The organism is Citrobacter sedlakii (assembly GCF_018128425.1).
Lineage (GTDB): Bacteria > Pseudomonadota > Gammaproteobacteria > Enterobacterales > Enterobacteriaceae > Citrobacter_A > Citrobacter_A sedlakii.
In genome coordinates this window covers 853,651-875,317 of sequence record NZ_CP071070.1, presented here as the reverse complement: position 1 = coordinate 875,317, position 21,667 = coordinate 853,651, and the positions used below count along the sequence as shown (strand labels likewise).

Sequence of the window (21,667 nt, the reverse complement as noted above, 5' to 3'; positions counted from 1 at the left end):
AAGAAAAGGGACGGGAGTCACCAGTGAGTTATTACGAAGAAGAAACGCGCGCGCTGAGCACGGTACTTATTTTTCTTTATGGGGGGGATGGCGAACGGGCTTATCAGGAACTGACGGCTGCGCTGCAGCAACTGACATTTCCGCCCTCGGTCCGGCGCCTCTGCGAAGAAGCGCTGCGGCAACACGCCGATGCGAAAGGCGTTATCTGCCTGCTTCAGGCACTGGAAACGATCAGCGGCTATAAACATATTGAACGTTATATTTTTCAGCGAAATCAGCACACGGTGTTTGGCTGAATGACGGGCCGGGACGGGATTCCCGGCTATTTTATATAAGAGTCCAGTACTTTGAGGATCACGTCCAGATCCGCCTCACGCTTTTCTTCTTCGCTCTGATGCACAATATGCTCTGTGAGATGACCTTTAATCACTTCCCGCATTAAACCATTTACCGCCCCGCGAATTGCGGCAATCTGCTGGAGTACGGCAGCGCATTCGTGCGGCTCATCAAGCATTTTCTTCAGCGCAACCACCTGCCCCTGGATTTTACTGGTACGGGCTTTTAGCTTTTGTTTATCACGAATAGTGTGCGACATAGCAACACCTCCTTAACATAAAACAAGGAAGATTATAGCATTACGCATTTACTGGGGGGTAGTATTTGGTACTGGGGGGGAGTAGAATTCGTCGAAAATAGTCAACCAAGAATCATTATCATGGGTGAATTCACAACGCTTCTTCAGCAAGGCAACGCATGGTTTTTTATTCCCAGCGCCATACTCCTCGGCATTTTGCACGGGCTGGAGCCGGGACACTCCAAAACGATGATGGCGGCGTTTATTGTCGCCATTAAAGGAACCGTCAAACAGGCCATCATGCTGGGACTAGCGGCAACGGTTTCCCACACGGCGGTTGTCTGGCTTATTGCCCTCGGCGGCATGACTCTCAGCAAAGCGTTCACCGCGTCCGCCGTTGAACCCTGGCTTCAGTTAATTTCATCGGCCATCATTTTATCAACCGCGGGCTGGATGTTCTGGCGGACGTGGTCCGGTGAACGCAGTTGGTTAGCCGACATGCAGCACGCTGACGATCGCCATCATCATGACCATCAACATGCTCACGATCACGACCATCATCACGATCACGCCGGGCTGGAAGGGTTAACGGCAGGGTCGAAGGAATACCAGGATGCCCATGAACGAGCCCATGCCCGAGACATTGAGCGACGCTTTCACGGCAAAAGCGTCGGCAATGGGCAGATCATCCTGTTTGGTCTGACCGGCGGGCTTATTCCCTGTCCGGCGGCTATTACCGTTCTGCTGATTTGTATTCAGCTTAAGGCATTTACGCTCGGCGCGACGCTGGTACTCAGTTTTAGCCTTGGGCTGGCCTTAACCCTGGTAACAGTGGGCGTAGGGGCTGCGATTAGCGTTCATCAGGTAGCAAAGCGCTGGAGCGGAATGGGTACGCTGGTGAGAAAAGCGCCTTATTTTTCCAGCGCGCTGATAGCGCTGGTCGGGCTGTATATGGGGATCCACGGCTATTTTGGCGTTATCCAGACGGCCTGACCGTTGTACACGAGCATCAGCGCATGCCTGGTGCTCATTAAAATTTCCAGAAAACAAACGCCGCGCCAGGTTAAATGTTACGCAACTGTTTTATACAGAAAAAACAATTGCTTCATGTGCATGGCAATCCACGATGCCCCGCTACCTGGCACAGACATAAACGACCAACTGACCGGCGTAAAGCTGACTGTCACGTACTCACATCAAAAATGGCATCGAGCGTTAATTCACAATAATTTGATACGGATCACTTAGCTCTTTCTGGAAACCAAATTAAAAGAGTTCCAAAAAAAGAGAATTAAAGCACGAAAATTCCTAATGCACTCTTATAGCAAACTCATAGTTCATCATGAAATAATTAAATTTCATTTACTCTATCATCTTAAGGAAATCGTTAAACCATAGATACCGCGATAAGTTACGCACCACCTTCCTTTACCTGTACCATCAAAACTTCAATACAAATTAACGATGAAAGGAAAATTCCTAATATCGATGTAATCAATACATTTCCAATATTCAATAGTTAACAGCTATCAAGAAGTTATGCGTCATTCGTTTTAAACGATTTTCCATAATAAGAATATTCTCGGTAGTATTAACTTAACAAAAATCAAAGGCAGAAATATAAATCGCGCATCCTGGCAAAAAAGGGGTGAGGGTTGGCGCATCAAAAATAACACGACTAAGAATATTACCAAAAATACTGACCGACCGTGTCGAACAGTGATTTAAACGCAGAATATATAAGCTCAGTGTCATCAATAAATGTCGCTGGGCCGACAAATACCTTGTATCTGCAAGGTAGAACATGACCACTGAGCAAAATGGAGTATAAAAAATGAAAATGAATCGTGCGTGCCTTGCAGCGCTGGTTGCCACTGCGTTTTTAACAACAAATGCGCTTGCCTCTGATAATACCATCACCTTTATGGGAGAAGTGACTGACGAGACATGTTCAGTCTCGGTAAACGGATCAGATGCCTCGCCGGTAGTCCTGTTACCTACCGTAACCGCATCGGTGCTTAATGCAAACCAGGTCGCGGGCGAAACCACGTTTGATATCGGCGTCAGCGGCTGTACCGGCTCTGCCTCGGGTATCAATATCTCAACGGTATTCGTCGGCAATAATATTAGCGCCACCACCGGAAATCTTGCCAGCAACGGCACGGCGACTGACGTCGAAATTCAGATCCTGGACACCAGCGATACCGAAATTGATTTCCGTAATGCCTTTACCGGTACCGGAGATTTATCCCTCGCGGCAAATGAAACCTCTGCCACGGCGACTTACAAAGCACAATATTATACTGGCGGCTCCGCAACCACCGGTACCGTTCAGGCTTCAATGCAGTACGCCGTTTCCTATCAATAATATTTGATGGCGGGAATATATGCCCGCCAGTTTACTTCAGAGAAAATATGATGCGTGCTACTCAGCCAGCTCGATTTCTTATTTCCGCTTGTCTGACACTGTTATTTTTCGCGTGGACTGTCCCACTCAACGCCAGTATAACAATGACCGGCACGCGCATTATTTATAATGGCTCTGTAAAGTCGACTGACGTCCATCTTAAAAATAAAGACGCCATTCCTTATGTCGTTCAGACCTGGTTTGATAACGGAAATATGGCCGACGGCCCGGAAAAATCTGTGCAGGTGCCGTTTATTGCCACACCCCCCGCATTTCGTATTCAACCGGGCGAAGGACAGGTTATTCGCATTGTCTACACGCAGGCCGAATCACTGCCTCAGGACCGCGAGACGCTGGTCTGGTTCAACTTTATGCAGGTTCCCCCTGCGAACATCGGCCAGCAAAAAGCCGGTGCGGAGAGCCAGAACAGTCTGCTTATCATGTTACGAAACCGGGTAAAACTGTTTTACCGTCCGGTTGGTCTGAGCGGAAACCCGCAAAAAATGCTGGAAAATTTACAGGTTTCCCGGACAAGGAGGGGGAATCAGTTCGCTGTCGCGATCAAAAACAATCAGCCGTATTACATCACCGTCGCAGGTCTGCAGTTGAGCAATGCTGCAAACGTGCTGAGGCCCACAAATGACATGATCGCGCCATTTACCAGCGAAACCTACGTTTTCGCGCGCGCGCCGCACACGGAAAAGGCGCGAGTACGTATCACCTTGATCAACGATCAGGGAGCGAGAATCAGTGAAGACTACCCGCTTTAACGCCCCAATTGCATCCTGTTTCGGCCTGGCGCTTCTGCCTGCCGCGACACACGCGGAGTATTACTTTGATCCCGCGCTGCTCCAGGGATCCGGTTATGGGAGGTCGTTGGATCTTGCCCGCTTTAACCAACGTAATGACACCCTGACCGCGGGCGACTATGTGCTTGACGTGTATCTCAATAACCAGCTTATTCGCCACCAGGAACCGGTCAGACTGATCGCGACCACGGGTGAGCATTCACAGGTTATGCCCTGTCTCTCCGCGGAACTGATTGCGGCAAGCGCGATACGGGTTACGCATTCCGTCACGACAGAAGCTTGTCTGCCCATCGATAAACTGGCGCAGAATATTCACTGGGAGCTTGATACCCCCCGCTTGCGCCTGAACCTGACAGTGCCGCAGGTGGGCCTGCGCCATTCGCCGCGGGGGTTTATTCCGGTATCGGAATGGGATGCCGGGGAAACGGCGCTGTTTATACGTCATAACACCAATTTCTATCACACTGAAAATACCGACAACCACCTGCGCTATGACTATTTGTGGAGCAATATCAACGGCGGATTTAACCTCGGCCTCTGGCAGTTTCGCCACCAGGGTAACCTGCGCTACGCGGACGACAGCCTGACCGGTAGCCACTATAAGTACAATGCCGTGGCGACTGTCGTGCAGCGCCCCCTTCCGTACCTCAACAGCGTAGTGGCCTTTGGCGACAACTACACCAACACCAGCCTGTTTGGTAGTCTGTCGTTTAACGGCGTTAAACTCGGCACAGACCAGCGGATGTGGCCACAAGGCAAGCGTGGCTACGCGCCGGAAGTGCGTGGCGTCGCCACCACCAGCGCCCGGGTCGTGGTGCGTCAGCAGGGCCAGGTTGTTTATGAAACCACCGTTTCGCCTGGCGCGTTTGTGATAAACGATCTCTACAATACCCGCGGCAAGGGCGATCTGGCGGTAGAAGTTATTGAAGCTAACGGGCAAATATCGAGCTTTACCGTCCCCTATTCCGCCGTCCCCGACTCCATTCGCCCCGGCAACTGGAACTATGAGCTGGCGATGGGGTACGTGCGTCACTATTACAGCGTCGAGAATAAATTCCTCGAAGCCGTATTACAGCGCGGGATGAGCAATGCCCTGACAGCAAACGTCGGTTCACGGCTGGCGGAGGACTATCAGGCATTCCTGCTGGGTGGGGTTATGGCGACGTCGGTTGGCGCATTTGGTCTGAATACCATCTATTCCAGTGCCCGCGTCGAAAACGACGCCAACGAGCACGGATGGCGCATTGAGGCCAGCTACAGCAAAACCTTCACCACCGGCACCAATCTGGTGCTGGCTGCTTACCGCTATTCCACCAGCGGCTATCGCGATTTACAGGATGTGCTCGGTGTGCGCCGCCAGGAAAAAAACGGTACCACTTACTATTCTGACACCCTCCACCAACGCAACAATTTTTCGGCGACGCTCAGCCAACCGATGGGTGACTGGGGCATGATCAGCATAACGGGCAGTACCTCTGACTATTACCACAACGCCTCACGTCTCACCCAGTTACAGTTGGGCTACAGTAACAGTTGGCGCAACATTACCTTCAACCTCAGCGCTGCAAGACAGCGTAGCACCTGGTTTAACCACTATACCTCCAGCGTCAACGATCGTGATTTCGATCGTTCAAACCGGGAAAAATACACCGAGAACACGCTTTCGCTGGGCATTTCTGTCCCTTTCGACTTTGGCGCCAGCCGCAGTCAGCTTAACCTGGACATGAACCGTAGCCGCGACACCCGCACTGCCACTTTGGGCATGAGCGGCACCAGCGGAGAAAAGAGCAAGACCTCATGGTCACTGTACAGCGGTATCGAACACAACGATAACCGCGATAACAGCGCAACCTGGGGTGGAAATATTGAGCAGCGCACCGCCGCTGGCGCGTTCCGTGCCTATGCCTCGAAGGGTGATAACTATCAGCAATATGGCCTGGGAATGTCCGGGACACTGGTCGCGCATCGTGGTGGGATGACTGCCGGTCCCTACACCAGCGAGACCTTTGCGCTGGTCGAAGCGCCGGGCGCACGCGGAGCGGAAGTGCGTAACGGTCAGGGCGCAACGGTAGATCGCTTTGGCTACGCCCTGCTGCCTTCACTGACGCCGTATCGCTATAACACTATCAGTCTGGACAGCCAGAATATGGCGGATGACGTTGAGCTTCAGGGAGGCAGTAAGCGGATTGTGCCCTACGCTGGCTCCCTTACCCGCGTCACCTTCGCCACCACGTACGGTAAAGCCACGCTCATCAACACCACCTTACCAGACGGCACACAGCCGCCGATGGGCGCTGACGTGATTGATGGCGAAGGCAACCCGGTCGGGATCCTCGGGCAGGGTGGACAGGTTTACGCCCGTCTCGCGGCGCAGTCTGGCGTGCTGTTCGTTCAGTGGGGAAAGGGTCAGAACCAACGTTGCCAGATCGAGTATCAGCTTCCCACACACACCGACGCTCCGCTTTACTCGCTTTCGCTTCCTTGTCGCCTGGAGCCCCGCTCATGACACTACGCAACCTTTGTACTGGACTCTGTCTCTCTCTCGCGCTGATGCAGCCCGCGCTGGCGGCCTGTAAACGCGTCACAACGGCCAGCGATGTTTCACAGGCGGCGAAAGAGGCAGGCTATTATGGCGCCAGTTGGGGCGGCGTGGGCGACAGTGAAGTTCGCGGCAAGCTGGGGCTGCCCGGTGTCATTACCTTGAGCAGCGGCGCAGGGTTTCAAACTGAAGGCACACTACTCGCCAGCGCTACCGCCAGCTTTGTCCCCAGTGGCCGCACGCAGGGTGTCAACGCTAATCAGGTGATGTTCCGCTGCGACGTCTCGGAAATCGGCAAAGTGTATGAGTACTACGCCACTAACGGTGACGATGCCTGGGGAGGACGGGAAGCGGTGCCGGGCATTGACGGCGCTTACTACACCTATGTGAAAAACGTCGCGCTGCGTATGACCAACCTGAAAACCGGTCAGTATTACTCGCGTTACTGGCAAAGCCGTCTCATCCCGGAAAGCGAGATGTTTAATGACGGTACTTACCTCTACATTCCGGGTAGCGCGTTCAGCGATGTGTTTGTGGAACTTATTCGCGTCGATGACAGTGCCAAAGGAGTGAACGGTTCGAATCGCTATGGCTATACCTATGCAGGCCCGGCGGGATATATCGCCTTTCATGGCGGCGGTATGAGCTCTGGCCTGTATGAAGGGGCTGACAGCAGAACCCATTACGACGGCTGGGGCGCGATGCAGTGGCCAGGCGGCTGGGCGTTAACCAATCAGACCTACTTTGTCCGCGGCGCGGCCTGTCGCATCAATGATTACCCGGCCATTGTGCGCCTTCCGCCAATCAGCGTAGGTGAACTGAGCGCCGGAAACAGTGCCCAAACACCCTTTTCCGTCAGCCTGGAATGTGAAACCGGCGCGCGTTCAGGTACCTCGGCATCGACCACCAGCAATGCCTGGGTCGCGATGGGTTTTCTGGTGAACAGCCCCACGGCGGCCAGCGCGGCGAATCAATTGGGTCTGAAAACCGCCTCAGGCGCGTATACCTGGCTCCTTGATAACCACTACGGCGCCAGCGGCGTCGCTTCCGGCGTAGGTATCCGACTGTATAGCGAGAAAATGAGCGGCAGCGCGCTGAATCTGCTTCCCAACCTTACCGCTATGGCGACGGGTAATGCCGGAGGATGGTACGGATACGCCGACCTAACGACGCAGACATCAAGCGGGTCAACCCAATTCTACACTGGCAATTTTACCGCCTCGCTGGAGGCTATCCCTGGAGAACCCCTCACGATAGGATCCGTCTATGCGCAACTTCAGGTGGTGGTTAGTTTTCAGTAACGCGCTGCTGATGAGCCAATCCGCGCTGGCGGCGGTGAATACTGAAGTCACCCGCGTGGTATTCAACGCCGGTGATGAACGCTATTCGCTGGGGCTGGCGAACTCGCTGCAACAGCCTGCGCTGGTGCAGGTCTGGACGGATAAAGGCGATCCGTCCAGCCAGCCGGACAGCGTGATTACCCCCGTCGTGGCGGTGCCGCCTGTGTTTAAAATGCAGCCTGGGGAGCTAAGAAGCGTCACGCTCCGGTTAACCGGGGCGTCAGAATTACCACGCGACCGCGAAGCGCTCTATTGGCTGAATATTTATCAGATCCCGCCGTTGACGGAGCGCGACGCGCTGACGGCGCAAAAAATCGTCCTGCCACTGCGCATTCGCATGAAGGTGTTTATTCGCCCGCGCGGCGTGAGCGTCTTGCAGGAAAGTGACGGAACAGCGCTGCGTTTTGCCTGGTCGACGTCGCTAAAGCAATTGCACATCAGTAATCCGACGCCCTGGCATTTTACCTTTGCCGGACTGAGCTGTGAGGCGGGAAGCGCGAGCGGTGTAATGATTGCGCCACGATCGTCGCTGACGCTTCCGCTCGCAGGGCGCAATCCGCCGTGTACTACTGTGACATATGACATCATTAACGACGCGGGTAACCACTGGAGCTACACGCAGCCCGCGACGATAATACCGTAACGCAGACCTCCCCGGTCGGGTTAGCCCGTTACGCGCCCTGCCATCACTGCGTAACCGCGCCCCTCTCATGCGCGTATGTCGTCATACTCCCGCGTCTTATCAAACTCGTGCTTCGCAAACGGGCAAAGTGGGATCACCTTACGGTTCTCGCGGCGCATTTTCTCCACGACTTTTGCCACCAACTGTTTCCCGACGCCCTGCCCTTTCAGGCTGGCATCCACATCGGTGTGTTCGATAATGCTTAAATGCTCTCCAGTCGGCACAAAGACAATTTCGGCGACCTGGTTACCCTGCGCATCATTCACGTAAAATTTATTGTGACCCTCAATTATTTCCATCTTTCCCCCTACTTATGACGATATTGCAGCGCGCCGCTTGGACAGGTGTCGATAACCTGCGTCACGATCTGGACATCCACCTCGTCAGGCATAATCCACGGCTTACGCTTCAGGTTAAAAAGCCTGCTATTGCCGCGGACGCAATTTCCCGAGTGTTGGCAGAGGGCCGTATTAAAATAGACATCAATTTTCTCGCCGGTGTAGACACGGTAACCCGCATCTTGAAGATCTTTATCCATGACATTGCCTCGTTATTCGTCTTATTGCTAAGCATAGCGCCGAAATAGCCTTACTTGCTCTCTAATTTTCGAATGAGTAAGTCCTCACCACAGACAGCGCCTTCCAGACAAAAATCTAAATATAAGATTTTTTAAGATGTTTTATTTGATATTTCAGAGCAATTAAGAAATTTTCCCCTGACGGATTAATTTTGACCGCCTCACCCGGACAACTCATTCAAAAAACTCGCCATAAAAGGCAAAAAATCAATCAAAAAAACTCATCAATATTCCTGTTTTAAACCCAGGCTTCGCTGGCTGCCTTTTAACTTGTCTTAAATCGCGTGGTTAAAACAGAATTTCAATTCCGTCAAGAAAATGCAGTTGATAATCTGATGGGCAATGGATGTGTATAAACGAAAGGATATCTCATATGTTAATAAATTGCTTTATATAATAGAGACATATGTAAATAACAGCGATAAAAACATTAGTTTCATAAATGATACCAACTACTGTATTCGCATATTTTATATGTAATACTATGTTCAGACTTTATCTACACTTAAGTATCTTTCTGTCTAACTTCCCCCATCGTGAACATATATGTACTGGATAATCAACGATAATATTGAATTCAGACCCGACAGTAAAAAGTTAATTTCAGTGTCAAATCCTGAACTTAACGTGGTTTTGACAACGCCCGCCAGTCGTTGTCTGCTTTTGCTGCTCGAAGCGTCTCCGGACGTGGTTACCCAGCAGGAGTTCTTCAAGAAGGTATGGGAAGATGAAGGTATGCTGGTTCCGGCGAACACCCTTTACCAGAATATCTCTATCGTTCGTCGCGGCCTGCGCGCCGTCGGGGAAACAGATCGTATTCTGGTCGCCACGGTGCCACGTAAAGGTTTTCAAATTGATAAAAGCGTAAAAATCACCCGCATCGCGGCGAATCAAATGGCAGAAGCGCCCGTGGATACGCTGGCAGGCGAAGACGAACTGGACGTTGACGATAAAACGGAAGCTGTTGCGCCGTACGAGCCAGAACCCGCATCCGCACCCGCGGTACAGGCCAAAGAAACCGCCAGATTGCCGCGCGTCGCCAGCATTTTGCTCATCGCCGCAGCGTTTCTCATTGGCGCGGTCGGCGTGCATTTTTTCTGGCATGTGACCGACACAAAACCGTTTTTTAAAGATTATGCTTTCGTCGAGCAGGTTCAGGGCTGCCGTTTCTATACCAAAGACGACAGCCACGACAATAAAAGCAATTATGCACGATTTAAGTCCCTGATCCTGAGTTCAGGGCTCGACTGCAAAAAGTTCCCCTGGGTTTACTTCCCGGTATCCAAAACCTCCCCCGGTCTGTCGGTCTTTGTCTGCCGGAAGGAGTACGTAAAATCTCCGGTAGCAGGTTGCATCACTCTCTCTTTCCGAGGAGTCGAAAGTGAATAAAAAAACAATAATAACGATCAGCGCGGTGTTTTTAGCTGCCGGAATGCTCGTCGGCGCGTTATATAACGTGTTTATGTACAGATATCACAATAAACAAGAATGTTCTGCCTCTGTGGTGGTATTTTATAACAACGTCCGCGCGAACATTACGCTGAACTATATGTACTCGCTGGACAACAAAAATGGCATTGTGGCGGTCAGCGGAACCTATTTAGAAGACGGTAAGCTCAAAGGCCGGATCCGCCGGGATGTTGCATACGACTGGAATGAAAACCAGGATTCGTATCACCTCCACTCAACCCGAATCAATAAATTTGAAATTATTGAAACCTTACCGGATGAACTCCTGGCCGATATTCTGCCTGATTTTTACGTCTATCCGGACAAAAACGTGAGCTACTCCATTCTCAACCAGGGCGTTCATGGCTTTTTGTTCACCATTGGTCAGCGCCCGCTCTTTTATTGCGCGCGATAGCCTCACTCAGGCACAGCCCTGTTGTCCACAGGGCTGACGCCATTAAAACAAAAAACCTTCTTCCAATAGATTTTCTTTGATTAATAACAGATCGTGAATTTTATTACCGCCAAGTTTTTTACAGGCGATATTGCGATAGGTATATACCCGCTTAGGCGGTAGCGAGAGCGATTTGGCGATCAGATTGATATCTTTTCCTTCCAGTGACTCACGAATGATAATCTTCTCTACCCGGTTAAGTAGATGATTTTTAATGGCTTTACTTTTCTTCATGTTCACCAGGCGCGTTATCGCCATCATCAGGGCCGAAAGCGACTCTCTGGCGTTGATGATCATATCCGCGTCACAAATTAAGGCATTTTTTTGCGCGTTTTGAATAATCATAAGCTTGCATGTCTTGTTCAGCCGAGGAATATCCTTTGCACAACATTTATTATTCAGATGTAGATGTAAAATAACCGTATCGTCAAACGTCAATTGGTCAACAGGCAAATGATGTATGGTCTCTATCATGATGTCCATGTCTGCATCTTTTGCTAATAAGACGATTCCTTCCTGCAAGTAATTATCGTTGCTTATGATATATATAGCCATAGTTTTATTGCCGTATTAATAATTCATTATTAAATTAGTTTTTTGCCTTGTTAAATTCACCTTTAGCGAGACATGGTCAAATTGTATGCGGAGAACCACAGATAACGTAATTAAATAGTCTTAACTGGCGTGATATAACTAACCGATTGAAAAATCATTAATAAAATAATTTTTTTAAGCGTTCTTAAACACGTTTTGCTGGACTTGTCGCTGTATTCTGCGGCTTTCTCTATGCTATGTTGTGCCACACGGGGAGATGCGTAGCGAACAGGAAGGAAAGCAACATGGCCAGGCGTATCGATTATCTGATTGAGAAATATCAATTCACCGAGATCAATGAATCGCCGCGTATTGCCAGCCAGTGGAAGGACGTTCTGGCAGAGTGTCAGCAGGAGCAGGCGGGCGTTGAAGAACGGCTCCGGATTGCGTTGCTCAATGTCGATTACGTCACCAGCTTCGAACTGCCCTTTCGTTTATTGCTCACCCGCACACCACAGCTCATCGATAAGCTGCGCAAGGAATTCTCGCTTACCCAGAAAAGCGTGCTGATCAATGAAAAGCGTCGCGGGCAGGTCTATAGCATCAGCGCCGATCTCAGTCGCGTCCCGGACGCGTTTCGCTACCGCTTATCCTCCCGCATTCGCCGTATGGACGATCAAACCCTTACTACCGCGCCTTATCAGCAGGTGGCCAGCGAGACAAAACAGCCTGAAGATCGTCTGCGTCTGGCGCTGGAAAGCGGACTGGCGGTAAACGCGCTCGACGGACTTTTCTGGCTGGGCATCCAGCGTATCGCCGCCGATATTCAGCGCCTGCGCGCGTCCGGTATGCCCATTCAGACAACAGACGTGGAGGTGTTTGACACCCTGACGGGAACGGTGCGCACCATCACGGCTTATCATCTTTAACCAGTCGTCTCAGTTGTAGTCCAGCACGAAGGTTGCGCTGCTATTTGCCGAACCCGCCGTCACCGTTGCGCCGGTCTGAACATACTGGGCGATAAAATTCACCGGCGTCGCCGCCGATGCGCTGGAGGCCGTCATATGCTTCACGATCGGCGACACCGCGTCGTTGAGCGTCACCCGCGTACCGGCAGCCGGAGCGCCAGCACCGTTATTACCATAGCTGAGTCTGACCCCCACCCCCTCCGCGCCGCCCGACGTACGGACAACCGCCAGCGCGTCGCGGCTGCCGCTTACCGCTGGCGTACCAAAAAAGCCGATCCGCAGTTCAACAGGCGCAGTGCAGTAAACAGGGATGGAAAACGCCGTCGGCGTTCCGCCCGTCGTCCCTTCGCCGGTGAAATCCGTCCGCTTCACTTTCCCCAGGTTGACCTTGATACTGCCGGTCGCGACGCGACAGCTGCCGCTGTTGCCGATGTCCACGTTCATCGCCGCCAGATCGAGGCTCACGTCATGCGTGGACAGCGTCCCGTTGCCACCACCGTTGTCACTCAGCGTCAGAGTGCCTACCCCCGGCAACGCGCCGGAGGAGGCGTGGTTATTACTCACCAGTTGAATATCGCCCGTTTTATAAAACGTGACGAACGGGGTGACGGTGATCTCACGCGCCGACAGCATGGCCGGCAGCGTTGCGCTGTCGCAGACCACCGTCGACGAACCGGCGGTGATAAAGGTTTGCGGCCCGCCGTCACACTGAAAACTTAATGAATAACCAATACCTGGCAGCGAGGCGCTGAACACCGCATGTCCGTTGATCGTGGCAATGCTTTGTCCCTTCTGGTTATACACAATCTTCTTCAAAGACGATGCCGCATTTTGCCGGTCGCAGGTGAAGTGAATACCGCCGCCGTTAGCCTGCATCGTGGCGCTCATTTGCATATGGGTACCTAACGCCGGTAAGTAACGAATATTATTAAAGTTAATCGTCATCTGGCGGGTACTGGCCTGGCAAGTTTCCGCCCATGCGTTTTGGCTGACTGTTCCCGCCAGCAGCAACAGTCCGGTGATGATGCGAATAATGACTGACATGACAACGTCCTCGTAATTCAGAGACAGGGGCCAGAGATAGCCTTGACCGTTTTATGCGCTTGCGACTCGTCAATATGAAAATGCAGCACGCAGCGACGCGCCACGCCGCCCTCATCCCATCGCGCTTCCAGAACGCCGTTGCTGGGAACGCCGCTCAGATAAACCTGGCCGCGTTCAGCGACGATACCGCTCATCGCCCCTTCATCACCCTGAACCTGTGCGCTGGCGCCAAACGGCAGCGAATGCCGACCGTGATGCAACGTAAACAGTACGCGATGGCCAATATGGGTTTGATAACGGGCTTCAACCACCGCGCCGCCGCCGGGGATCACCGTCGCCCCCTCCATTTCCACGTCGGCATCGTCTGACAACGACGCCGAATCGAGCGTGATCACGTTTTTGTGATAGGGCGTCAGCGTGGGCACCACGGCATACCCGCGCCAGTCGGTATGAACGTTATTGCCGTTCTGAATCGCAACGTTCGTCGCCCCCGGCGCCCGAACGATGGCGAAGCTGTCACCGACATTCTGGCCCAGGGTAATGCCATGGGGATGAGCGATAACAGACCCCGAGGCGCCCCAGGTAAGCTGGCTGCTGTCAGGATCGCGACGATAGCCTATTTGCGTGGTGGCGTAGCCACCGTGGTATTCCAGCGAGGCGCTGCTGTTGTTCCCTTGCCCCTGGTTGGCGTATCCCTGTTGCAGGGCGTAATTCAGATTCGCCTGTCCTGGCACCGAACCATACATCGCCAACTGGTGCGAGGTGTCGCCGTGATTATCCGTCGCGGTGTTGTAACTAACAGCGTTGTCGGACAACGCGCCGCCCAACGGAATAGTCATGTTGAATGACCACGAACGGTCAGCCTCCTGATGCCCTGCCGACCGGGTGTAAAAATACCCCAGACTCCAGAAAATGCTTTTCCAGGCGCTGTAATAGCCAGCATGCATCGTTTGTTCGCGCTGGTCGCTGTGCCAGTACGCCTGGGCATAGGCAGAAAGGGAAAGACTCCCCACCTCGCCCAGAGACTGGTTAAGGGCGATTTCCTCGCGACTGCGCTTGTTCCAACGCGGTCCGTCGCGTCGCTCCAGCGTCACCGCCTCGCTCAGATCATAAAAGCCGCTGGAAGAGTAACGATAGCTGGCGAGACTGAAAGAGGTGCCAGTGCCGGTGAAATTCTTCTGGTACTGCGCACGCACCGAATAACCAGCGTAACGTTTTCCGGACGGCGTTGCGGTAGCCGCCCAGGTGGTATCCGCGCCCAACGCGCCCAGGATGCCTAACCCATGTCCGGCGCCAAGGGCAACCGCATGATAATCCTCCGCCAGTTGCGTCCCGCCATACAGCATCAACTCATCCGGCAGACCGTAAAAAAGCGTGCCCTGCATAAACAGAGGGGAACGGCTGTCATCGCCGCTGGCATGATACCGCCCTACGCTGAGGCTGTATGTCGTTAACCCCTCGCGCAGCATAAACGGCACCGCCGCGAACGGCTGCGTCCAGCGGCGCTCAGTACCGTTGCTCTCTTTAACGTTGATCTCCAGATCGCCGCTTTGCGCGGTGGGATAGAGATCTTTTATGGCGAACGCGCCCGGCGAGACGTAGGTTTCGTAAATCACATAGCCGTGCTGGGAAAGGGTTACTTTCGCGTTACTGTGCGCGACGCCGCGAATCACCGGAGCAAAACCGCTCATGCTGTCCGGCTGCATGTCGTCTTTCGACATCAGTTGCACCCCACGAAACGGTACGCTGTCAAATACCTCGCCGCTGGTGTAAGTATCCCCCATGCGCAATTGGCTTTTCAGCGAACGAATATCCCGCTGCAGCCAGGTGCTCTGCGCGTCCCAGCGGCGAGTTTTGTCATACTGCATTGACGAAATATTGCGCAACCGCCACGCGCCAAGATTCACGCCACTGCGTAAATTCAGATAGCTGGAACGTCCATCAGCGTCGGATTGACGGGTTTGCGAACCGTTGAAGGTGTAATCCACAAACGCGGCCGGGATCCCGTCATCCCAACGGGCGGGATCAACGTAGCCCCGGCTCATGATCTTCATCGCCGCTTGCGGAATACTGAGGTTAAGGCGCTGGGTCGAGAACTCAAACCGGCTGCTGGCATCGGGAATGTACTGTTCTATGCGGGTAAAAGTCTCCCCTTCACGCAGTCGGTCGAAAGCGGAAAACGCGCTAACGTTAACACCGTATTCCTCCAGTTGTGCGGCAGTAAGGACTGGCCGCAGCGTCCCGTTATCCTCGACAAAGGTGACGTTCTCCTGCGCGATCTGCTGGTCATTGACCCAGATGCCGACAGGATACGTTCCCGGTTGCTGTCCCCCCGCTTTGGCAAAGTAATGCAGATCCGCCATTTTTTGCTGCGGATCGCTTAACTCCAGCGCGGCCGGATCAAAATAATCATCGGCCCAGGCCAGCCGCTGATGCAACAACAGTATGATCACCGTCGGCAGCGTGGCCAACAGCAGGCCAGACCGGTTACAGGAGGCAGAATAAATGCGTTCTTTCACGGTGCTGTCGCCCGGCATCGTTCGTTGTTAGCGTCACTGCTGCGCATAGTCGGTCACGCCGCCAAAATCGTTGATCGCACGCCATTTCACCGTTCCGTGGTTGTTAACGTTCCACGTCCGGGTACTGAAAGGCGCCATCATTCCCGGCTGAGAAATGTCGTACCCGCCCACCGACAGAGAGAAAAAAGAGACGTAATACGGCGTGGGATTCGTGGCCGCTAACTGGTTTCCGTTCTGGCTAAATGTCAACGTTTGCCAGGCCTGGTTAGCCTCTCCTTTCAGCCCGGCAGGGCGATAAAAGAGTTTGAAACGTGATTTGACGTTAATCTGCAACTTGTTGACGTCATCTTTTTGCGACGGCGCAATGCTTTTGATACTCAACCAGAAGACGGATTCCCGATCGGCAGGCAGCTCGCCGCCGGTAAAAGTAATACGCAGCACGTTCTGCTGCTCAGGCTCAAGCCGAAACAGCGGCGGCGTTACCACAAACGGCACCGGACGCGGGTCGCCCTCAGCGACATTATCGACAAAGGATTGCACCAGATACGGTGTTTGCGTATCGGCATTGGTTACCGTCATCGACGCCTCCCGCTTCCCTTCCTGATAAATTACGCGGGTTCCTCCCATCACGATGCCAGCCTGAGCCGTTATGCTAAGCAGTAATAAAGATGCCGACAGAGCGGCAAGAATGTGTTTCATTGCGAATAACCATCAGGAAAAAGAGAACAGGAACGCTGACCGGGCAGGCATTACGCCTGCCCAAACGGGAATCAGTTGTAGACCATCAGAAACGTCGCCGTCGCGTTTGCGGGACCGGCGGTCACCGTGGTCGTGGTGGCCCGATAATCCGCCAGGAAATCCAGCTGAGCTTTTGCACTGACCGGCGCCACGGCTTCCGATAACTGACCCAACTGAATTTGCGATGCATTACTGGCGTTATACAGTTTTATCGCAACGCCGGTTGCCGCAGTGCCTCCTGCAGAACCGGCTGCCACTTCCAACAGCGTGGGATCCGTTTTATCTTTTTGCCCGTCAAATAATACCGCCACCGAGGTAACGGATGCCGGGCAATTATCCACATTGATGCTGAACGGTTTTTTTGTCGTCTCATCACCCACGCTGGTGAAATAGCTTTTCGCCCAATGGCCCAGATCGACATGCAGATTTTTTGAGGTCGAGGTGACATTGCACGAGCTGTCAACAATCTCACCGGTAAATTCAACATTGCCACCGGCTCCCTTAAAAGTCGGTACACTTCCAGCGGCACTGGCTGCGCCAGAGAGGAATACACTGACCAACACGGCAGTTGCTTGAATACGCTTTTTCATTATCTTGCTCTTTTGTCACATATAATTAATGTTTACTTTCACCGAACACTGAATGTCCAGTATTCCTCCCTTCGCGTTGTCCTGCTAATAATATTCACAATCCGTTCGTGATAATACGAGGTATAAGGTATTGCAGTAGCCTGACAATGCATTAACATTGCCGCTAATATAGAGACAGTGGTAAGCCCCACTTAAGATTAAATAAATATTATTTTGCCTTGATACAAAACGCAATAAAATAAAATTTAGCAAGCTAAGAAAAAATAAAAGTCAGCATTAATATTTTTGTTAATATTTTTTCTTGCTGTATCAGCAAGAACAATACCATCAGCATAAGTAAACATAGTTGCAACAAATAGCCCTATATCTGATCATCTTCATGCTGAAAAATTGCGCAATAACGTAATACCGTACTCAAAATTAGGATTAATCCTAATACGCATTATCTGTATTGCGTTCGCCCAGGGCATGACAGCCTTAAACTGCGGGTAGCGTTCCAGTAAGTACTGATAAAGAGGTGTAGCAGAGCAATGTATCACCCGATATGACGCTCGCGATGTTGCGGTCGGAGCATGCCCGGTAAAGTCAGTTTCACTACGATATTAGTTGCCTGCGTTATTATTTACTCGCCTGGTGCCTTTTTGTTGCAAAGTATTTCTTCAACCTGACAACCTATATTGTGCTGGCGCTTTGCGTTAGGGTAAATATACCCACTGCGCAAAATTCCCCCTAACAAAGCAGCCTGGTGAATCGTTACGCACGCCAACAACTTTTTTGAATGAAAATAGGCTATTACAAACACCCTGATTAAATAACCTGCAAGAAATGGTGGGTAACCTCCCCCTGTCGACGGTGAAGAATACACGTTTATCCGGTAACTTTTTAGCGTTAAGCGGGAATCATCCTGGTCATGATAAAATATGATTTTTGCGCCGATTCCCCCGCTTGTGCTTATTATGACTATTCTCAGGCTGTTTTTTGCAGTATGGTTTAATCATTGTTGTAGTATTGCAGTGAATGCTAGCCAGGCTGCCATAATGTTCTTCGTATTCACTGAAGTCACTTGCACCCTATTTGCCTGGTTGTCGGGATCTCCGCCCACGAAAAACGTGGTCGTTGCGTATACCGATTAAAGGCCAATACATTTGGCGCGGTTGGTATGTTTATATCAACCACAGGGGCTTCTGAGTTCATCATCCAGAGGAGTAAGAATGAACAGGACGTGGAAACCACCCGGAAAACCGTTTTTTTTCAGTCTTAAACATCACTACACCGCAAGATGTCCGAGGAGGCTTTCCCCAGGGAATGGCAATACGTCATGACCTAACGAACAACCGCCGTTTTAACTATCCGGTTCAGCGCAGCAGGGGCCAGGCGATTTTTACCCCCGACAAAGTGCCTATAAATAACGAGTAAAACCGGAAGAGCCATTGGATTGATGGTGATGAGCAGAACAGTTGCATGCCTGCAAAAAAAAGGGAACCTAATGAAAAACAGCGCCGATAACAAAAAAAGGAACTTCCTGACTCAGAATGAAATAGAGTCGCTTCTCAAAGCAGCCAATACCGGACCTCACGCTGCCCGCAATTACTGCCTGACACTACTGTGTTTTATCCACGGGTTTCGTGCCAGCGAAATCTGCCGTCTGCAAATTTCAGACATTGATATCAAATCAAAGTGTATTTATATCCATCGACTGAAAAAGGGTTTCTCTACCACCCATCCTTTATTAGGTGAAGAAATCCAGGCGCTGAAAAACTGGCTGGATATTCGCGGAACGTATCCGCACTCCGACAGCGAATGGTTATTTTTATCACGAAAAGGAAACCCGCTTTCTCGCCAGCAATTTTATCAAATCATTTCCGCATCTGGCGATAACGCCGGACTGCCGCTGGAAATCCATCCGCATATGCTTCGCCACTCCTGCGGCTTCGCCTTAGCCAATATGGGAATCGACACCCGCCTGATCCAGGACTACCTCGGCCACCGTAACATCCGCCACACCGTCTGGTACACCGCCAGCAACGCCGGGCGTTTTTATGGTATCTGGGACGACACAAAACTTAAACAACGTAACGCTCTTTCACTCTGATAAAGCTAACGCCATGGATGGTGTTAAAAAATAACCTTCTGCTTACCGAAGTTTAATCAACATTAACCCTATGTTAATTATGATTATCGTTCAGGCATGTTCATGTAATTAATAATTGCGATACTTATTATATCCTTGTAATCACTCTGGATATCAGATTTTTATTAATCCCAAGGTTAAACCATTCAGCTTATCTTCTTTCGCTGAAAATATCGGCAACGCGAACTATTTTCCTTTTATTTTTAACCACCTGACATTAACGCCTTCGGGTTCGGTTGTGGTAATCCTTAAAATAAATAAAAATAAGATTTATCATGTGGCAATGATTTCCTCATGTGTAAAAGTAATGTAATCACCATTTTGTGATTATTTCCCCGCATATAATACGCCTTTAACATCGTCGATTATTTTTTAATCGTCATGGTTTTTTACAGGTGTTCATTAGCAGAAACCCATTCAGGAGTAATGTATTGTGAATCGACGTCGTTATCTTACCGGCAAAGAAGTTCAGGCGATGATGCAGGCCGCTCGTCACGGTCCGACCGGAGAACGGGATTATTGCCTTATTCTGCTGGCATTCCGTCACGGGATGCGGATCAGTGAACTCCTCGACCTGCATTACCGCGACCTCGATCTTCATGAGGGGTGAATCGCCACGGGTTTAACAGACACCCCAGAGTCATTTAAGATGACTTAAAGAGAGGTGCCCATGAGCGGTAAGCGTTATCCTGAAGAGTTTAAAATTGAAGCAGTCAAACAGGTTGTTGATCGTGGTCATTCTGTTTCCAGCGTTGCAACTCGTCTCGATATCACCACCCACAGCCTTTACGCCTGGATAAAGAAGTACGGTCCGGATTCTTCCACTAATAATGAACAGTCAGATGCTCAGGCCGAGATCCGCCGACTCCAGAAGGAGTTAAAGCGGGTTACTGACGAACGGGATATATTAAAAAAAGCCGCGGCGTACTTCGCAAAGCTGTCCGACTGAGGTACGCCTTTATCCGTGACAACAATCGTTGCTGGCCTGTCCGCCTGCTCTGCCAGGTGCTGGATGTGCATCCAAGTGGGTTTTACGCCTGGCTTAAGCAGCCACATTCACGACGGTATCATGCTGACCTGAAGCTGACGGGACATATTAAGCAGTTCTGGCTGGAGTCGGGCTGTGTTTATGGCTATCGCAAGATCTATCTCGATCTGCGGGATTCCGGGCAACAATGCGGTGTAAACAAAGTCTGGCGGTTGATGCAACGTGTGGGGATAAAGGCTCAGGTCGGATACCGAAGTCCACGGGCGCGTAAAGGTGAAGCCAGTATTGTGACGCCCAACAAGCTCCAGCGGCAGTTCAACCCGGAAGCACCGGATGAACGTTGGGTTACGGACATAACCTACATCCGAACCCACGAAGGCTGGTTGTATCTGGCCGTGGTGGTTGACCTGTTCTCCCGAAAAGTTATCGGCTGGTCAATGCAACCCCGAATGACAAAAGAGATTGTCCTGAACGCATTACTTATGGCGGTGTGGAGGCGTAATCCTCAAAAGCAGGTACTGGTTCACTCTGATCAGGGCAGTCAGTACACGAGCCATGAGTGGCAGTCGTTCCTGAAATCACACGGTCTGGAAGGCAGCATGAGCCGTCGCGGAAACTGCCACGACAATGCGGTTGCGGAAAGCTTTTTCCAGCTACTGAAGCGCGAACGGATTAAGAAAAAGATCTACGGAACTAGAGACGAAGCCAGAAGCGATATTTTTGATTACATCGAAATGTTTTATAACAGTAAGCGTCGGCATGGTTCGAGCGAGCAGATGCCACCAGTTGAATATGAAAACCTATATTATCAACGACTCAGAAGTGTCTAGGTTATCCGTGGCGATTCAGGGCGTATTAATATCCGACGGCTGAAGAATGGTTTTTCAACCATTCACCCGCTGCGCTTTGATGAACGCGAAGCCGTCGAACGCTGGAGCCAACAGCGCGCGAACTGGCGTGGGGCAGGCCGCACCGACGCGGTGTTTATTTCCCGCCGGGGTACGCCACTGTCGCGTCAGCAGGCGTATCGCATCATTCGCGCGGCCGGAATTGATGCCGGTACCGTCACCCATACCCATCCCCATATGCTCCGCCACGCCTGCGGTTATGAACTTGCCGAAAGGGGGACGGACACGCGACTTATTCAGGACTATCTCGGCCATCGCAATATTCGCCATACCGTGCGTTATACCGCCAGTAATGCCGCGCGTTTTGCCGGATTATGGGAGAGAAACAATCTGATAGACGAAATTTCACAAGGGAAAAAGAAATAAACTAAATCATTGAAAAGGAACACAAAAGTCTAGACCGAACAGGTCAATTG

The 21,667-nt window shown here is 51.5% G+C and carries 20 protein-coding genes and 2 pseudogenes; 14 read left to right on the top strand and 8 right to left on the bottom strand.

From position 1 onward, the window contains the following. Positions 1-23 precede the first annotated feature (23 nt). Positions 24-296 carry a hypothetical protein gene (locus tag JY391_RS04185; RefSeq protein ID WP_211935271.1) on the top strand — a complete coding sequence of 91 codons (273 nt, stop codon included), beginning with the start codon at positions 24-26 and terminating at the stop codon, positions 294-296. Positions 297-322: 26 nt separating this feature from the next. On the opposite strand, the gene rcnR is transcribed toward JY391_RS04185, so the two are convergent. Next, on the bottom strand, positions 323-595 hold the full coding sequence (gene rcnR, locus JY391_RS04180) for a Ni(II)/Co(II)-binding transcriptional repressor RcnR (RefSeq protein ID WP_042288990.1): 273 nt from the start codon (positions 593-595) through the stop codon (positions 323-325). A gap of 120 nt (positions 596-715) precedes the next feature. Here rcnR and JY391_RS04175 point away from each other — a divergent pair, with 120 nt between their 5' ends. The 6 genes from JY391_RS04175 (at position 716) to JY391_RS04150 (ending at position 8,312) form a co-directional block, all read left to right on the top strand. Continuing rightward, a complete protein-coding gene (locus JY391_RS04175) occupies positions 716-1,567 on the top strand; it encodes a nickel/cobalt efflux protein RcnA (protein WP_211935270.1) in 852 nt (283 codons plus the stop codon). 841 nt (positions 1,568-2,408) lie between these two features. Beyond that, positions 2,409-2,942, top strand: coding sequence for a fimbrial protein (locus JY391_RS04170; protein WP_445222983.1), 534 nt, complete (start codon positions 2,409-2,411; stop codon positions 2,940-2,942). A 143-nt stretch (positions 2,943-3,085) separates the two neighbouring features. Next, the gene (locus tag JY391_RS04165; RefSeq protein WP_229264088.1) at positions 3,086-3,751 is read left to right on the top strand and encodes a fimbria/pilus periplasmic chaperone; all 666 of its coding nucleotides are present in this window, start codon (positions 3,086-3,088) and stop codon (positions 3,749-3,751) included. Further along, positions 3,732-6,296: a fimbrial outer membrane usher protein gene (locus tag JY391_RS04160; protein WP_211935269.1), complete on the top strand. Its 2,565-nt coding sequence runs from the start codon at positions 3,732-3,734 to the stop codon at positions 6,294-6,296. Before JY391_RS04165 ends, JY391_RS04160 begins: the two co-directional genes overlap by 20 nt. Continuing rightward, entirely contained in the window at positions 6,293-7,630 is a 1,338-nt protein-coding gene (gene stbD, locus JY391_RS04155; RefSeq protein WP_211935268.1) for a fimbrial usher protein StbD, read from the top strand. The genes JY391_RS04160 and stbD overlap by 4 nt, the downstream gene beginning before the upstream one ends. Beyond that, entirely contained in the window at positions 7,596-8,312 is a 717-nt protein-coding gene (locus JY391_RS04150) for a fimbria/pilus periplasmic chaperone (protein ID WP_211935267.1), read from the top strand. Before stbD ends, JY391_RS04150 begins: the two co-directional genes overlap by 35 nt. Positions 8,313-8,377: 65 nt before the next feature. Here JY391_RS04150 and JY391_RS04145 read toward each other — a convergent pair whose 3' ends face one another. Further along, positions 8,378-8,650, bottom strand: coding sequence for a GNAT family N-acetyltransferase (locus tag JY391_RS04145; RefSeq protein ID WP_042288994.1), 273 nt, complete (start codon positions 8,648-8,650; stop codon positions 8,378-8,380). An 8-nt stretch (positions 8,651-8,658) separates the two neighbouring features. Beyond that, positions 8,659-8,889 (bottom strand): 4Fe-4S mono-cluster protein YjdI, encoded by a 231-nt coding sequence (yjdI, locus tag JY391_RS04140; RefSeq protein WP_042288998.1) that lies wholly within the window; start codon positions 8,887-8,889, stop codon positions 8,659-8,661. Between the two features lie 585 nt (positions 8,890-9,474). Here yjdI and JY391_RS04135 point away from each other — a divergent pair. After that, positions 9,475-10,317, top strand: a complete 843-nt coding sequence (locus JY391_RS04135) for a winged helix-turn-helix domain-containing protein (protein ID WP_205612311.1) — start codon at positions 9,475-9,477, stop codon at positions 10,315-10,317. Further along, the gene (locus JY391_RS04130; RefSeq protein ID WP_072197074.1) at positions 10,310-10,792 is read left to right on the top strand and encodes a YqeJ family protein; all 483 of its coding nucleotides are present in this window, start codon (positions 10,310-10,312) and stop codon (positions 10,790-10,792) included. Before JY391_RS04135 ends, JY391_RS04130 begins: the two co-directional genes overlap by 8 nt. A 42-nt stretch (positions 10,793-10,834) precedes the next feature. Here JY391_RS04130 and JY391_RS04125 read toward each other — a convergent pair whose 3' ends face one another. Next, the gene (locus JY391_RS04125; protein WP_042289006.1) at positions 10,835-11,386 is read right to left on the bottom strand and encodes a hypothetical protein; all 552 of its coding nucleotides are present in this window, start codon (positions 11,384-11,386) and stop codon (positions 10,835-10,837) included. 284 nt (positions 11,387-11,670) lie between these two features. On the opposite strand from JY391_RS04125, the gene JY391_RS04120 reads away from it, so the two are divergent. Further along, a complete protein-coding gene (locus JY391_RS04120; RefSeq protein WP_200035452.1) occupies positions 11,671-12,294 on the top strand; it encodes an ECs1377 family protein in 624 nt (207 codons plus the stop codon). A gap of 9 nt (positions 12,295-12,303) precedes the next feature. Here JY391_RS04120 and JY391_RS04115 read toward each other — a convergent pair whose 3' ends face one another. From JY391_RS04115 to JY391_RS04100, 4 genes are all read right to left on the bottom strand, one after another. Then, a complete protein-coding gene (locus JY391_RS04115) occupies positions 12,304-13,377 on the bottom strand; it encodes a fimbrial protein (protein ID WP_211935266.1) in 1,074 nt (357 codons plus the stop codon). Positions 13,378-13,394: 17 nt separating this feature from the next. Then, complete coding sequence (locus tag JY391_RS04110) at positions 13,395-15,914, bottom strand: fimbria/pilus outer membrane usher protein (RefSeq protein WP_211935265.1); 2,520 nt, start codon at positions 15,912-15,914, stop codon at positions 13,395-13,397. A 15-nt stretch (positions 15,915-15,929) separates the two neighbouring features. After that, the gene (locus tag JY391_RS04105; RefSeq protein WP_181822577.1) at positions 15,930-16,595 is read right to left on the bottom strand and encodes a fimbrial biogenesis chaperone; all 666 of its coding nucleotides are present in this window, start codon (positions 16,593-16,595) and stop codon (positions 15,930-15,932) included. 71 nt (positions 16,596-16,666) lie between these two features. After that, positions 16,667-17,224, bottom strand: coding sequence for a fimbrial protein (locus tag JY391_RS04100; RefSeq protein ID WP_211935264.1), 558 nt, complete (start codon positions 17,222-17,224; stop codon positions 16,667-16,669). A 1,486-nt stretch (positions 17,225-18,710) separates the two neighbouring features. Here JY391_RS04100 and JY391_RS04095 point away from each other — a divergent pair. The 4 genes and pseudogenes from JY391_RS04095 to JY391_RS04080 all read left to right on the top strand — a co-directional run. Then, positions 18,711-19,316 (top strand): tyrosine-type DNA invertase, encoded by a 606-nt coding sequence (locus tag JY391_RS04095; RefSeq protein WP_042289022.1) that lies wholly within the window; start codon positions 18,711-18,713, stop codon positions 19,314-19,316. 472 nt (positions 19,317-19,788) lie between these two features. Further along, a pseudogene (locus JY391_RS04090) lies at positions 19,789-19,962 on the top strand (tyrosine-type recombinase/integrase); the annotation flags it as partial. 63 nt (positions 19,963-20,025) lie between these two features. After that, positions 20,026-21,173, top strand: a protein-coding gene (locus JY391_RS04085) for an IS3 family transposase (RefSeq protein WP_199957947.1) whose coding sequence is annotated in 2 segments (ribosomal slippage) — positions 20,026-20,263 and positions 20,263-21,173 — 1,149 coding nt in all. Because the reading frame shifts where the segments join, the coding sequence is not laid out codon by codon here. A gap of 12 nt (positions 21,174-21,185) precedes the next feature. Then, positions 21,186-21,617: pseudogene (locus JY391_RS04080) on the top strand (tyrosine-type DNA invertase); the annotation flags it as partial. Positions 21,618-21,667 lie beyond the last annotated feature (50 nt).

Coding starts and splice junctions, on each gene's coding strand:
- rcnR (WP_042288990.1), bottom strand. CDS start 595: ATGTCGCACACTATTCGTGATAAACAAAAGCTAAAAGCCCGTACCAGT.
- JY391_RS04175 (WP_211935270.1), top strand. CDS start 716: ATGGGTGAATTCACAACGCTTCTTCAGCAAGGCAACGCATGGTTTTTT.
- JY391_RS04170 (WP_445222983.1), top strand. CDS start 2,409: ATGAAAATGAATCGTGCGTGCCTTGCAGCGCTGGTTGCCACTGCGTTT.
- JY391_RS04165 (WP_229264088.1), top strand. CDS start 3,086: ATGACCGGCACGCGCATTATTTATAATGGCTCTGTAAAGTCGACTGAC.
- stbD (WP_211935268.1), top strand. CDS start 6,293: ATGACACTACGCAACCTTTGTACTGGACTCTGTCTCTCTCTCGCGCTG.
- JY391_RS04150 (WP_211935267.1), top strand. CDS start 7,596: ATGCGCAACTTCAGGTGGTGGTTAGTTTTCAGTAACGCGCTGCTGATG.
- JY391_RS04145 (WP_042288994.1), bottom strand. CDS start 8,650: ATGGAAATAATTGAGGGTCACAATAAATTTTACGTGAATGATGCGCAG.
- yjdI (WP_042288998.1), bottom strand. CDS start 8,889: ATGGATAAAGATCTTCAAGATGCGGGTTACCGTGTCTACACCGGCGAG.
- JY391_RS04135 (WP_205612311.1), top strand. CDS start 9,475: ATGTACTGGATAATCAACGATAATATTGAATTCAGACCCGACAGTAAA.
- JY391_RS04125 (WP_042289006.1), bottom strand. CDS start 11,386: ATGGCTATATATATCATAAGCAACGATAATTACTTGCAGGAAGGAATC.
- JY391_RS04120 (WP_200035452.1), top strand. CDS start 11,671: ATGGCCAGGCGTATCGATTATCTGATTGAGAAATATCAATTCACCGAG.
- JY391_RS04115 (WP_211935266.1), bottom strand. CDS start 13,377: ATGTCAGTCATTATTCGCATCATCACCGGACTGTTGCTGCTGGCGGGA.
- JY391_RS04110 (WP_211935265.1), bottom strand. CDS start 15,914: ATGCCGGGCGACAGCACCGTGAAAGAACGCATTTATTCTGCCTCCTGT.
- JY391_RS04105 (WP_181822577.1), bottom strand. CDS start 16,595: ATGAAACACATTCTTGCCGCTCTGTCGGCATCTTTATTACTGCTTAGC.
- JY391_RS04100 (WP_211935264.1), bottom strand. CDS start 17,224: ATGAAAAAGCGTATTCAAGCAACTGCCGTGTTGGTCAGTGTATTCCTC.
- JY391_RS04095 (WP_042289022.1), top strand. CDS start 18,711: ATGAAAAACAGCGCCGATAACAAAAAAAGGAACTTCCTGACTCAGAAT.